Below are 13,161 nucleotides of genomic sequence, written 5' to 3' on the forward strand. Positions count from 1 at the left end.
TATGGAAATGGATCGTGAGCAGCCGTTAAACGAACTCACCAGCCTTGAAATGGAATTAAAAAAGTCTATTCAAGAATTAATGGATTTTAAGTTTGCACTCGATGAATCTTCTATAGTAGCAATAACGGATTCTAGAGGAACCATTACATATGTAAATGAACAATTTAGTCAAATCTCGAAGTATCCAAAAGAAGAACTGCTCGGTCAGGATCATCGGATTTTAAATTCCGGCTATCACTCTGAAGGGTTTTTTAGGGAGATGTGGAGAACGATTGGCGGCGGGCAGGTATGGAAGGGTGAAATCCGAAATCGTGCGAAAGATGGCACCTATTATTGGGTAGATACGACGATTGTTCCATTTTTAAATGATAGCGGAAGACCTTATCAATATTTGGCAATCCGATATGAAATAACGGAACGGAAAAGGGTAGAACAAGAACTTCAAAAAATGATGACACAAATTATTGATGTTCAAGAGGAAGAACGTAAACGTTTATCACGTAATTTACACGATGGCATCGGTCAAAACTTATACAGTCATCTAATTACCATCAATCGTCTACTTTCAGAAATGGACCACCCGCTCCTCCATCAAATGCAAAAGGAAGCGACACAATTAATTGAGGAGATTCGCGATATTTCTTGGGAGCTGCGCCCATCCGTATTGGATGACCTTGGACTTGTTCCAGCTATTCGGTCCTTCCTATCTCGGTTTTCGGAAAACTATCAAATTGATGTTTATTTTGAATGTATGTTAAACAGGCGTCTCGATATTAGTATCGAATTAACCATTTATCGAATCATACAAGAAGCCTTAACAAATATTCGGAAATATGCAGATGTATCGGATGCTACTGTTACGGTTAGAGAAGCAGATCAATCAGTGAGAGTAATGATTGAAGATAAAGGGAAAGGTTTTGAAGCAGGAACTGAGACACGTGGTGTTGGTCTATTTAGTATGGATGAAAGAGCACGTGCAGTAGGAGGGGAACTTACGATTAACTCTACACCTGGTAAAGGAACAAGGGTCATTCTTGAAGTTCCAATCACAACCACAATGGAATTATAAAAATAGAACCAGGCATGGTGCGCCAGGTTCTATTTTTTTTCTAGCTTCAGCGCCCTAATGGCAGGATATGCTTTATAATTTAAATGAACTTTTTAAGGATACGATTCGGTTAAAAACAAGTTTATCCACTGTTGTATGTTTTGGATCCACGTTGAAATATCCGTGTCTAAAGAACTGGAATTTGTCATGAGGTCTGCTTTCTCTCATGTTAGGTTCAACAAATCCCTGTAATATCACAAGTGATTCCGGATTAACGTTATCAAGGAAGGATTTCTCTTCCTCATCCTCTTCGTTTTTATCCAGGATCAGTGGTTCATATAACCTAAATTCCGCTGGGACAGAATTGGTTGATTCCACCCAATGAATCGTTCCTTTTACCTTCCGTCCAGTAAAGCCAGTCCCACTCTTGGTGAGTGGATCATAGGTACAACGAAGTTCAACGACTTCACCGTTGATATCCTTAATAACTTCTTCACACTTAATGAAATAAGCATGTTTAAGGCGAACTTCATTACCAGGGAAGAGGCGGAAATATTTACTTGGCGGGTTCTCCATGAAATCATCTTTCTCAATGTAAATCTCACGTGAAAAAGGAATTTTCCTCATTCCCATTTCTGGAACTTCAGGATTTATCTCAGCATCTAGTAACTCGATTTGTCCTTCTGGATAGTTGGTGATAACCACTTTTAAAGGATTAAGTATCCCCATTGTACGAGGAGCCTTCAGCTTCAAATCTTCTCTAACGAAGTGTTCAAGCATTTGTGAGTCAACTGCTCCAGAACCTTTCGAAACACCTGTTTCACGGACAAAATTTCGAATCGACTCAGGCGTGAATCCCTTGCGTCTCATTCCTGAAAGGGTAGGCAACCGCGGGTCATCCCAGCCATCAACAAACCCTTCGTCAACGAGCTGCTTTAGTTTACGCTTGCTCATTACGGTGTTAGTCACGTTTAAGCGGCCAAATTCAATTTGCTGAGGCGTACTTTCCATTTCGCATTGTTCCACTACCCAGTTATAAAGTGGACGCTGGTCTTCGAATTCAACCGTACAAAGGGAATGAGTTACGTCCTCAATTGCATCCTCTAGAGGGTGTGCGAATGCATACATTGGATAAATACACCACTTATCACCGGTGTTATGGTGTGTAGCATGTGCAATTCGATATATAACAGGATCCCGTAAATTAATATTAGGAGACTTCATATCAATTTTTGCACGAAGAACCTTTTTCCCATTCTCAAATTCTCCATTACGCATCCGTTCAAATAAATCAAGGTTCTCCTCGATTGAACGGTCTCGATATGGACTCTCTTTCCCAGGTGAAGTCAATGTCCCTCGATATTCACGGATTTCATCCGGTGTTAGGTCATCTACATAAGCAAGCCCTTTTTTAATTAATAAAACCGCGCGTTTATACATTTCCTCGAAATAATCAGAAGCAAAGTACAAGTTATCCCATTCGAATCCCAGCCATTTTACATCTTCTTTAATGGAATTTACATACTCGACATCTTCTTTTAACGGGTTGGTATCATCAAATCGCAAGTTGGTTTTTCCGTTAAATTCATCTGCTAAGCCAAAATTAATAATGATTGATTTAGCATGGCCAATATGTAAATATCCGTTTGGCTCTGGAGGAAAACGAGTGATAATTTTATCGTGCTTACCTGATTCCAAATCCTTTATCATCACATCTTTTATAAAATTTGAACCTAGATTGTCCAATTTATTCAACCTCTCCTTCATTCCTTCTTATATAAATACCATAATTAATGATAATTTTCCATTGTTGCCATAATTCATTTGAAAAATTAGTCTAAGATTAATTTTATCAAATAACCTGCAAGAATGTAAAATTGGTAAAGGATAGTGAAAGAGGATACAATAAAATATTGAAGAAAGAAGGGATAATTATGATTAATTTAGGAACAGTCGGCACGAGCTGGATCACAGGCTCCTTTATTGAAGCAGCCAAACTTAGCGGCAAACTAAATTTAACTTCAGTGTATTCACGAAGTGAAGAAAAGGCAAAAGAACTTGCCCATACATATCAAGCAGCACACTATTATACGGATTTGGATGAGATGGCAAAAAGCCCAGAAGTTCAGGCAGTCTACATTGCCTCGCCTAATTCAGTTCATCTCGAACAGGCACTTACATTTTTAAGAAATAAAAAGCATGTTATATGCGAAAAGCCGATATTCTCTACGACTGCTGAATTGGAACTTGCCTATCAGACTGCAAAAGAAAATGAAGTCTATTTGTTTGAGGCGATTCGCAATATCCATACACCTAATTTTGATATCTTAAAAAGGAACCTTCAAATGGCGGGTACTCTAAGAAGTGCGATGCTGCCCTATATTCAGTATTCTTCTAGGTATGATTTGTTTTTAAAAGGTGAAATGCCAAATATCTTTTCTAGTACTTTTTCAGGTGGAGCTCTAGTAGATTTAGGTGTTTATCCACTTTATCTGGCTGTGGGGCTATTTGGGGAACCATGGAAGGTTACGTATCATCCGGTTATCTTATCAAGCGGTGTCGATGGCAGTGGTACACTGGTGTTAGAGTATCAAGACTTTGTCTGTACGATTCTCTGCTCGAAGATTTCCCATTCGGTTATGCCCTGTGAAATCCATGGAGAAAAGGGTACCTTCGTCCTTCTTGATGCGGCACCGATATCGGAAATTAAATTTATTGACAGCCACACAAAAGAAAGCGAAATTTTGAGTGTTGTCCAGGAAGAAAAAGACATGGTGTATGAATGCAGCCATATTGCCGAAATCATCGAATGTAAGGATGATCAGCAGTATGAGGAATTAAAATCCTTAAGCCTGATAGTCCTACGAATAACAGAAGAGGCCAGAAGACAGAACAATATTGTTTTTGAAGTGGAAATGTAACCCAAACTTTGTCTGTTTTAAGTATGGGGTTGTGAACTCTTTATGAAAACGGTATTTCCGATGACTTTTATCACATCGCCAATTTTACTTCGTTCCTTATATTTAAGGTGAAGAAGATTGGAGGAATCGAAATGAAGTCGATGAACTGGTATAAGAAGCAGCTGAAAAGAAAGCCGGTTCAAATAACAAGATACGTAGTTCAAGCCGTATTCTTGTTGTTTCTACTATATGTCGGTGTTCGTTTTTATCAATTTTATATGCACTTTGAAAGTTTAGGTGAAACACCTTTTGTTGAAAGACCTTCGGCAGTTGAAGGATTTCTGCCCATCAGTGCTTTAATGGCATTAAAGGTTTGGTTAGGGACCGGTGATTTTGATCTTATTCACCCAGCTGGACTTGTGCTGCTTAGCTTTTTTGTAGGCGGTGCCATTATTTTCAAACGATCATTTTGCAGCTGGATTTGTCCAGTTGGAACAGTAAGTGAATGGATTGCCAGATTTGGAAAAAAGCTGTTTAAAAGAAACTTTGAAGTTCCCACTTGGCTTGTATGGCTGTTGACTCCTATAAAATATTTATTATTGTTGTTCTTTTTGGGGATGGTCATTGTAATGCCAACCTATGCGGCGATTGCTTTTCTAAATGAGCCTTATAACAAAATTTCTGATATAAAAATGCTGACCTTTTTCTTAGATATTAGCGGCTTTGGTCTGGGGTTTCTCATCGTGATGGCTGCCCTTTCCTTGTTTTATAGAAACTTCTGGTGCCGTTTTCTCTGCCCATATGGTGCATTTATTGGGCTAGGTTCTATGCTTCGAATAACAAAGATTCGCAGAAATGAAGAAACATGCACCAATTGTGAAATGTGTACAAAAGTTTGCCCTTCGAGGGTGAAGGTACACAAAGTGGAAACAGTAAACACGCTTAACTGTACTGCGTGTATGGCCTGTGTGGAAGCCTGCCCTGTGAAGGATACTTTGAATATGACTGTAGCGAATAAAAAGGTAAATAAATGGTTTATACCGGTATCATTTTTTGTTGCATTTTTCTTAATTATTGGATTCGCCAAGGTTACCGGACACTGGGAAACGATTATTAGTTATGAGGAATGGAAAATATTAATACCAGAAGCTAAGTTTATAGATTAAGAGAAGAAAGTAATCTGTCATGATGACAGGTTACTTTTTTTATTGTTTAGGAAATTGAGACTTCGGACAAGGGAGGCGTGAAAGGGCATGTGGTTGTCCGAAGTCAGCGGCGCCCATGATGAAACAGCAGGCTGGATTACCCCAGTCGAAACTTTCGGATTATTTTAAAAAATAAGGTTGAAAATAAGTAAGCGGTCCCATATAATAGGCTTATAGATTTCCAAATGAACAACTACATTTCCTATTTGGAAATCAAAGGAGGTGAACATCATTAAAAAGACGAATATTCTCTTGAAAATTGAAAAATGCGGTGTCATTGCAGTTTTACGTTCAGGCACTAAGGAAGAATCACTGAAAACGATAGATGCGCTAGTTAATGGTGGGATGACAGGTTTAGAAGTAACATTCTCCATTCCACAGGCTGAAGAAGTGATCCGTGAAACGGTATCCAAATATAATGATAATTCCAGTATTGTTGTAGGAGCAGGAACCGTTCTTGATGCGATGACAGCTAGAATTGCCATTATGGCGGGAGCTGAATTTGTTGTAAGTCCGATGTTTGATTCAGAAATTGCAGAGATTTGCAATCTTTATCAAATTCCTTACTTACCAGGATGTATGACAATTACTGAAATCAAAACTGCACTTCGTTCTGGTGTTGACATTATTAAGCTATTCCCTGCGAGTACATACGAACCAAGTTTTGTGGATGCTGTAAAAGGACCACTTCCGCAAGTAAATATTATGCCAACAGGTGGAATTAACCTGAACAATATGGAACAATGGCTTTCAAAAGGCTGTGTTGCAGTTGGTGTGGGAGGAAACCTATTAGCTCCGGCTAAAACAGGAGACTATGACCAAATAACCAAGCTGGCAAAACAATATATGGATAAATATAACGAATTAAAGATGGTGAATGCATGAGCAACATCGTTACGTTTGGTGAAATCATGTTAAGGCTGTCAACATCTGCTGGCACCCATTTTAGCAATGCCGGAAGCTTTCAAGCACTTTATGGTGGAGCCGAGGCAAATGTAGCTATTAATTTAGCGGGCTTTGATCATACCGTTAGTTTTGCGAGTAAGGTACCTGACAACGCTTTGGGACTTGCTGTTAAAAGACATCTGCAAAAGTATGGTGTAAACATCAAGCACTTGCTGTTTGGCGGCAATCGCCTTGGAACCTATTATCTTGATAGTGGAGTTGGCGAACGATCTTCAGCTGTTATTTACGACAGAGCGAATTCAAGCTTTGCTTCAGTTAAAGACAATGAATGGAACATAGAACAGATTTTTGAAAACGTCGACATTCTGCATCTATCAGGTATAACACCGGCACTTTCAGAAAAATTAGCTGAAATTATTTTGACCTTGGTGAAAGAAGCAAAAATGCGCAATATTAAAGTCAGCTTTGATATTAATTTCCGCTCAAAACTCTGGAATCACGACCAAGCAGCGAAGGTGATTTCAACTATCCTTCCTTATGTTGACTATTGTTCTGCTGGAAAAATGGATGCGCTTTATTTGCTGGGCATTCCAGAAAATAATACGGATTTACCTGATACAGAATATTATTATCAAAAAATGCATGAAAAATATAGTAATATACAAGTCTTTTATTCTACGATTCGCGAGGTTCATTCAGCAACCTCTAATACATTGCAAGGCACGCTTTGGAAAGACGGTAAAACCTATGTATCCAAAGTTCATAAGCTAGAACCAATCATCGATCGTGTTGGCGGCGGAGACGCGTTCTCAGCAGGAATATTACATGGTTTATTGACCAATGCAGACCTAAACTATACGGTCTCATTTGCAACCGCATACTCAAGCTTAAAACATACCGTATATGGTGATTGTAACCCTTTTACTGTAAAAGAAGTAGAAAACTTATTGGAAAATGGCTCAGCAAAAATTAATCGATAACAGGAGTGAAAAAAATGGAAACTCGTTATACACATAGCCCAGAAGATATTCGTAACTATTCAACAGAACAATTACGTAAAGAATTTTTAGTAGAAAGCATTTTTGTACCTGGAGAAGTAAGATTAACGTATACCCATAATGATCGAATGATCTTTGGCGGGGTTACACCAACAGACAAGCCTTTAACCATTGAACTTTCAACAGAATTAGGAGTTACTTATTTCTTAGAACGCCGTGAACTTGGTGTAATTAATATTGGCGGACCAGGATCAATCGTGATTGAAGGTACCGAAGAGCCAATGAAAAAGCAAGATGGCTTTTACATAGGAAAAGAAACTAAGGATATCCAGTTCAAATCAGAAGATCCGGCTAATCCAGCTAAATTCTATACTGTTTCTGTACCTGCACATCATAAATATCCAAATGTAAAAATTAGCATTGACAAAATCGAACCAATGGTAACAGGTGATTCAGCAACATTAAATCATCGTTCTATTTATCAATATATTCATCCAAACGTTTGTGAAAGCTGTCAGCTTCAATTAGGATACACGATCCTAACTCCAGGAAGCGCTTGGAACACCATGCCATCACATACACACGAACGCCGTATGGAAACATATCTGTATTTTGATATGAAAGAGGATACACGTGTATTCCATTTCATGGGCAAACCAGATGAAACAAAGCACTTAGTAATTGCCAATGAGCAAGCTGCTATCTCTCCAAGCTGGTCAATTCATACTGGAGTGGGAACAAGTGACTATACTTTCATTTGGGCAATGTGCGGAGAAAACATTACTTATAATGATATGGACATGGTTCCAATGAAGGACCTAAAATAAACGCTTTTGGCTTTAATGTGTTCTTCATAAACTGATACGGAGGCTTTGAAAAATGACTCAAGACTTACAACAATTCTCATTAGATTATTTTAAATTAGATGGTAAAGTTGCCATTGTTACAGGCGGTAATACTGGGCTTGGACAAGGATTTGCGGTTGCTTTGGCAAAAGCTGGTGCAGACCTTTTCGTAGTCACGCACGGAAATAATTGGCAGGAGACAAGGGAACTCATCGAACAAGAAGGCCGCCGCGTAGAGTTTTTTCAAGGTGATTTAACTCAAAAACAAGTTTCTAAGGATATTGTTGCTAAATGCTTAGAAACCTATGGACGAGTGGATATTCTAGTAAATAACGCTGGCACAATCCGTCGTTCACCATTGCTAGAGGGTAAAGAAGAAGATTGGGACGCTGTAATGGATATTAATTTAAACGCTGTATATTTATTAAGCCAAGAAGCGGCAAAAGTAATGGTCGAACAAGGCAGCGGAAAAATTATCAATGTGGCTTCCATGCTTTCTTTCCAAGGTGGTAAATTTGTACCTTCTTATACAGCCAGCAAACATGGCGTTGCCGGATTAACAAAAGCATTTGCCAATGAATTAGCAATTAGTAACGTCCAAATCAATGCGATTGCACCTGGTTATGTTGAAACCAAAAATACTGCACCAATTCGTGCGGATGAAGTACGTCATGCAGAGATTACATCTCGCATTCCAGCTGGCCGCTGGGCGACACCAGCGGACCTGCAAAGTGTCGTGGTATTCCTTGCAAGCAAAGCATCTGATTATATGAACGGAGCCATTGTACCAGTTGATGGCGGCTGGTTAGTCCGCTAATTCAAAAGGTCATATATAGATTTATTTGAAAGATAAGAGTTAAGGTTTTTGAACTTAGATTACTGTCCAGCTCCACAAGAGTAAGCTTCGAAAGCGTTACTTCGCACGAAGGAAAAGCGTTAGCCTTTCCGAGGAGGCCATACGCCGCTGAACAGGGCGCTTACGCTATTCTGCTTAAGAATATAGCTATTTCAATATAGCTATATTCTTTTTATTATCTGGAGGGATTATTAAATGCAAGCATCTACTACAGCCGCCAATATTAGAAGAAAAGAGATTATTAAATTAGCGGCTAATAAAGCTCTGGAACTTCCTATATTGCCTAGCGGGTACTGGTTTCATCAAGATTTACGGGATAATTTTTATTATGCTGCTCACTTATTTGCCTATTGCGCAGATAAGGAATTTGAGTGTGATTGGAATGAGGAGCAGCGTGAAAAGGCAAAAGAGATTGCTCTAACTATGCTTAAAAACGTATTAGTGCTTCAGGAGGTTAATCCTCATGATCCCATGTACGGGCATTGGCCATTGAATTTGCGTGACAATCCCCAGGAGGCAAAACCCCATTTCCTTCCGGTAGAGTTGATGGGATGTTTACTCATTTTGTTCTACAATAAATATCAGCATGAGCTGCCACTTGATGTGAAAAATGACTGTTTACAAGCGATAACTCATATCTACAAAAGTGATGTTTACAAACACCCGCTTAAAAATATGCATCACCATGAAGCCAAACATACCTCACTAAAAATACTGCTTGGAGATTTCTTTAACAATGCTGATTTAGTAGAACAGGGACTACAGCTGGCACAAAAACAATTAAACCATATAAGAAAATTTGGCTTTAAAGAGTATGGTGCACACCCTTGGTTTTGGCATTGGGTCCAGGCTTTTACATGCGTATGGGAGAGTGTCGAAAATACAGATGTGAAGAGTACGATGAGTGACCTTCTTGATTATTTATGGAGGTTACGAGCTGTCTACTATTTACAGGGTACATGGGCGGGACCGCATTCAAGACAGTTACGCCATGATAGCCCAAGGGATAGAAATACGTTACTAGATTATATTCAATTTGGTGATTTTTCACTGCCTGCGGAGATTGTAAGATTGGAAGGTTCGGCATTGTATACGTATGAGGTTTCCCAAGATATTGTACAAAGTGCAACTAATCGAACTCAGCCAGTAGAAATAAAACGAAAAATTCAATTTGCACACGCTGATGATATCGTGACAGAAGAGGCACATACCTACGTATACATTACCCCAGACTATGCTGTTGGCGGTATTTGGGAGAGAATAAGGGAATTTGACAATGAACAAAAGCGTTGGGACATCACACTGCCGTTGACTCAAGGCGAAAGTGCAAATCAGGCATTTTTCTTTCATCCGGGAGAAAAATATGTGCCAGGAGACGACCGACATGCAAGTTCTTTTGGAGAGGTAATGTTCCACAAGGATACTGTCATTCAAATTTGGAATGTCCCTGCCGATTATAAAGAAGCTTTCCCAGATATTCTTGGCTGTCTCCCTAAAGGAGAGTGGAAGCTTGAAAAAGATAGAGGATATGGGAAAGTGGAGGACTGCTTTATTATCTTCCAGTTAATCAATGAATATAGTTGGGAAGAGAAAAGAGACAGAATTTCAATTACGAGCCCGCTTACTTCTAATTGGAGTGGGGTAGTCATGGAGATTGTATCTTTCCGGGATGGTGTTGATTTAGGTATAATGGATTTGGAGTCGTTTAGCAAGTTAGTCAATGAAAAGAATAAATCATGCTTTACGTTTGACGATACTGCTAAAAAAATGACCGTATCCTATGTAACATGGAGAAATGAAATCGTCAAATTCACTTTAGACAATCAAGGAAACCTAAATCGTTTGGTAAATGACGGTGAACTTACATTTGCGGATTATCCAGTTATTTAAATGCTCGAATAGCACTTAATAGAATTTTTTAAAAAATGGAAGGAGGTAGATGAATGGAGAATACAAAACAGCCTTATGGAACGGTTCTAATAAAAGCTGCCAGTATCCTTGATTTTTTATCAGAAAAGAAAGAAGCACAGCCATTAAATGTAATTGCGCAGGAAACAGGCTTAACGAGTTCAACTGCCTCGAAAATATTAGATACACTTCAGATGATTGGTTATGTGAAAAAACATCCAGAAACGAAAAAATTCGAGCTCGGCAGCGCTATAATAAAATACGCAAACAACTATCTTGCAAATCTAGACATTTCCAAAATTTCTTATCCTTACTTAAAAGAATTGCAAAATAATTTAGATGAAACCATTCATTTAGGTATTTTAGAAGGCGATGAGATTCTAACGGTTAACAAGCTGGAAACGAATAAGCCAATTGTTTGTTTAAATTCAAGAATCGGATTATCTAAGCCACTTTATTGTTCAGCGATGGGCAAGGCAGTACTTGCAGAAATGCCAGAAGATGAACAATTAGCTTATTTAAGTCGAGTTGAACTCAAGGCTCTAACGGAAAATACCATTACCGATCACGAAACCTTACTAAAACAGTTACACGATGTAAAAAGAAATGGGTATGCTATTGACGATAGTGAGGCTGAAAAGGATGTCTATTGTATAGGTGTATCACTGCGAATGAATAACCAAACATATGGTGCTTTCAGTGTAAGTGTGCCATTTTATCGAATTACACCGGCTGTAAAGGATGAAATCGTTCAGGCTATTTTAAAAACAAAGGAAAATATCTTGAGGGAATTACAGCAGAATTATGTCTTTATCTAAGAAAAGCGCAAGCGCCCTCAGACCAAGCAAAGTACAGCTTGGTCCTGCGATGATGATTCGAAGGAGCTTACCTTAGTGTTCAGCGGCGTATGGCCTCCTCGTAAAAGCTAACGCTTTTCCTTCGTGCGAAGCCTATGCTGACGAAGCGTTCCTTGTGGAGTGCTCCAACTCAGATAAAGGAAACACGAAGAGCCGGAGGCGCATTCGTGCTTGACTTATCGTAGGTAGGTAAAAATCCTGAAGGGATTTTTACTCGCGGAGAGCGAAGGACAATAGCCGCTAGGGCGCTGAAGCTAGACAGAAAAAGAATCTAGTATGGACAACGGTTGTCTATACTAGATTCTTTTTCCTTTGTAAGTAAAGATAAGCTGCATCAAGCCCATTTATTCATATAGTAATGTAAAAGTAACATGGGGTAATTCGGATGGTTCGAAATAATGAAAATTGGATTACCTACATCCTTTCTTTATCCAGAATGGTTTACCTTTTTCCAGCAGCAGTGAAGGAGATAGGCGGAAATAAGTGGGGATACATCAACGAGAAGGGGATTTTTGTTCTTCCTCCCCAATATGAAATGGCAAATCAATTTCAGGAAAATGGTTTAGCGATTGTTCAATTTAATAACCTCACAGTTGTGATTAACAGTGATGGATATTTTATTGTGAAACCAAAATATAATACAATCAGTATTGAAATCTTATCCTTTCGAAACGGTTGACGATTACGGAGAAGGCATGCTGGACTACCGTAAAAGTAACGAAAAAAAATGGGGATACATGGACGAATCAGGAAAGGCGGTTATTGAGCCGCAGTTTACTGGAACGCAGTCGTTTAGCGAGGGAAGGGCGATTGTTAATGTTGAAAAAAATTATGGTGCTGCAGGCTTTCCTACCTTCACCATACCATTTGCCCAAATAAATAACATACTGAATAAGGATGGAGACTTTTGGCGTTCCTTTCATTAATTGACAACACATGTGATGCAATATATTTTTAAAGTAAACAAATGTGTCTTAGGGGGTGAAAGAAATGAAGATTATTGATATTTCAAGAAGGCTTGAAAATGGGATGCCAGTTTGGCCAGGTGATACGCCCTTTCATTACGAGGTATCATGGTCTAAAACAGACAGTGGTTCCGTAAATGTAGGCAGTCTAACCATGAGTACCCATACTGGGACACATGTGGATGCGCCTTTTCATTTTGATGACAATGGGAAAAGAATTATTGAGTTGGATCTCGATTTATACATCGGTCCTGTCAGAGTTCTTGATATGATTGGGAAGGAATGTATTGGAGCGAAGGATCTAGAACATTTAGATGTGGAAGGCTTTACAAGAGTGTTGTTCCGGACCCAATCATGGAAAAGTACTGCAGAATTCCCTAAGAAGATCCCTTATTTAGAAGCTGATCTGGGGCCATTTTTAGCAAAGAAGGGGATCCGTCTTATTGGTGTAGATGTTCCATCCGTTGATCCAATTGACAGTAAAGACCTTCATGCCCATCACAGTTTAAATAATAACGGAATTCATATACTCGAATCGGTCCTTTTGGATGAAGTAGAACCAGGTGATTATGAACTAATTGCCCTGCCGCTTCCTTTGGCTGAAGGTGATGGCAGCCCAGTTAGAGCGGTATTACGTTCCAATAAAAAATAGAATCAGCGGGAATTTCCCGCT

13 protein-coding genes are annotated in these 13,161 nt (G+C 39.1%); 12 read left to right on the forward strand and 1 reads right to left on the reverse strand.

Features of this window, described 5'->3' with window-relative positions; all coding sequences use genetic code 11:
- Position 1 precedes the first annotated feature (1 nt).
- Positions 2–1,069 (forward strand): sensor histidine kinase, encoded by a 1,068-nt coding sequence (locus tag V7108_RS19120; protein ID WP_335511474.1) that lies wholly within the window; start codon positions 2–4, stop codon positions 1,067–1,069.
- Positions 1,070–1,141: 72 nt separating this feature from the next.
- Here the strand turns inward: V7108_RS19120 and V7108_RS19125 are convergent, their stop codons facing one another.
- On the reverse strand, positions 1,142–2,794 hold the full coding sequence (locus V7108_RS19125; protein ID WP_335569129.1) for a glutamine--tRNA ligase/YqeY domain fusion protein: 1,653 nt from the start codon (positions 2,792–2,794) through the stop codon (positions 1,142–1,144).
- Between the two features lie 191 nt (positions 2,795–2,985).
- Here V7108_RS19125 and V7108_RS19130 point away from each other — a divergent pair, with 191 nt between their 5' ends.
- The 11 genes from V7108_RS19130 (at position 2,986) to kynB (ending at position 13,140) form a co-directional block, all read left to right on the forward strand.
- Positions 2,986–3,969, forward strand: a complete 984-nt coding sequence (locus V7108_RS19130; RefSeq protein ID WP_335511501.1) for a Gfo/Idh/MocA family protein — start codon at positions 2,986–2,988, stop codon at positions 3,967–3,969.
- 131 nt (positions 3,970–4,100) lie between these two features.
- Positions 4,101–5,114, forward strand: coding sequence for a 4Fe-4S binding protein (locus V7108_RS19135; protein WP_335569115.1), 1,014 nt, complete (start codon positions 4,101–4,103; stop codon positions 5,112–5,114).
- Between the two features lie 270 nt (positions 5,115–5,384).
- Positions 5,385–6,038 (forward strand): bifunctional 4-hydroxy-2-oxoglutarate aldolase/2-dehydro-3-deoxy-phosphogluconate aldolase, encoded by a 654-nt coding sequence (locus V7108_RS19140; RefSeq protein ID WP_335569130.1) that lies wholly within the window; start codon positions 5,385–5,387, stop codon positions 6,036–6,038.
- Positions 6,035–7,039, forward strand: coding sequence for a sugar kinase (locus V7108_RS19145; RefSeq protein WP_335511468.1), 1,005 nt, complete (start codon positions 6,035–6,037; stop codon positions 7,037–7,039). The genes V7108_RS19140 and V7108_RS19145 overlap by 4 nt, the downstream gene beginning before the upstream one ends.
- Before the next feature lie 14 nt (positions 7,040–7,053).
- Positions 7,054–7,884: a 5-dehydro-4-deoxy-D-glucuronate isomerase gene (gene kduI, locus V7108_RS19150; RefSeq protein WP_335511465.1), complete on the forward strand. Its 831-nt coding sequence runs from the start codon at positions 7,054–7,056 to the stop codon at positions 7,882–7,884.
- A 52-nt stretch (positions 7,885–7,936) separates the two neighbouring features.
- Positions 7,937–8,719, forward strand: a complete 783-nt coding sequence (gene kduD / locus V7108_RS19155) for a 2-dehydro-3-deoxy-D-gluconate 5-dehydrogenase KduD (RefSeq protein WP_335511463.1) — start codon at positions 7,937–7,939, stop codon at positions 8,717–8,719.
- A gap of 234 nt (positions 8,720–8,953) precedes the next feature.
- Positions 8,954–10,648, forward strand: coding sequence for a hypothetical protein (locus tag V7108_RS19160; protein WP_335511461.1), 1,695 nt, complete (start codon positions 8,954–8,956; stop codon positions 10,646–10,648).
- Between the two features lie 53 nt (positions 10,649–10,701).
- The gene (locus tag V7108_RS19165; protein WP_335511459.1) at positions 10,702–11,484 is read left to right on the forward strand and encodes an IclR family transcriptional regulator; all 783 of its coding nucleotides are present in this window, start codon (positions 10,702–10,704) and stop codon (positions 11,482–11,484) included.
- A gap of 424 nt (positions 11,485–11,908) precedes the next feature.
- Complete coding sequence (locus V7108_RS19170; protein ID WP_335511457.1) at positions 11,909–12,202, forward strand: WG repeat-containing protein; 294 nt, start codon at positions 11,909–11,911, stop codon at positions 12,200–12,202.
- A gap of 16 nt (positions 12,203–12,218) precedes the next feature.
- Positions 12,219–12,449, forward strand: coding sequence for a WG repeat-containing protein (locus V7108_RS19175; RefSeq protein ID WP_335511456.1), 231 nt, complete (start codon positions 12,219–12,221; stop codon positions 12,447–12,449).
- Between the two features lie 64 nt (positions 12,450–12,513).
- Positions 12,514–13,140, forward strand: coding sequence for an arylformamidase (kynB, locus tag V7108_RS19180; RefSeq protein WP_335511454.1), 627 nt, complete (start codon positions 12,514–12,516; stop codon positions 13,138–13,140).
- The last annotated feature ends 21 nt before the right edge of the window (positions 13,141–13,161 follow it).

Origin of the sequence: Neobacillus vireti (assembly GCF_036962345.1) — a bacterium.
GTDB classification, from domain to species: domain Bacteria; phylum Bacillota; class Bacilli; order Bacillales; family Cytobacillaceae; genus Neobacillus; species Neobacillus vireti_A.

Coding starts and splice junctions, on each gene's coding strand:
- V7108_RS19120 (WP_335511474.1), top strand. CDS start 2: ATGGAAATGGATCGTGAGCAGCCGTTAAACGAACTCACCAGCCTTGAA.
- V7108_RS19135 (WP_335569115.1), top strand. CDS start 4,101: ATGAAGTCGATGAACTGGTATAAGAAGCAGCTGAAAAGAAAGCCGGTT.
- V7108_RS19145 (WP_335511468.1), top strand. CDS start 6,035: ATGAGCAACATCGTTACGTTTGGTGAAATCATGTTAAGGCTGTCAACA.
- kduI (WP_335511465.1), top strand. CDS start 7,054: ATGGAAACTCGTTATACACATAGCCCAGAAGATATTCGTAACTATTCA.
- kduD (WP_335511463.1), top strand. CDS start 7,937: ATGACTCAAGACTTACAACAATTCTCATTAGATTATTTTAAATTAGAT.
- V7108_RS19160 (WP_335511461.1), top strand. CDS start 8,954: ATGCAAGCATCTACTACAGCCGCCAATATTAGAAGAAAAGAGATTATT.
- V7108_RS19165 (WP_335511459.1), top strand. CDS start 10,702: ATGGAGAATACAAAACAGCCTTATGGAACGGTTCTAATAAAAGCTGCC.
- V7108_RS19170 (WP_335511457.1), top strand. CDS start 11,909: ATGGTTCGAAATAATGAAAATTGGATTACCTACATCCTTTCTTTATCC.
- V7108_RS19175 (WP_335511456.1), top strand. CDS start 12,219: ATGCTGGACTACCGTAAAAGTAACGAAAAAAAATGGGGATACATGGAC.
- kynB (WP_335511454.1), top strand. CDS start 12,514: ATGAAGATTATTGATATTTCAAGAAGGCTTGAAAATGGGATGCCAGTT.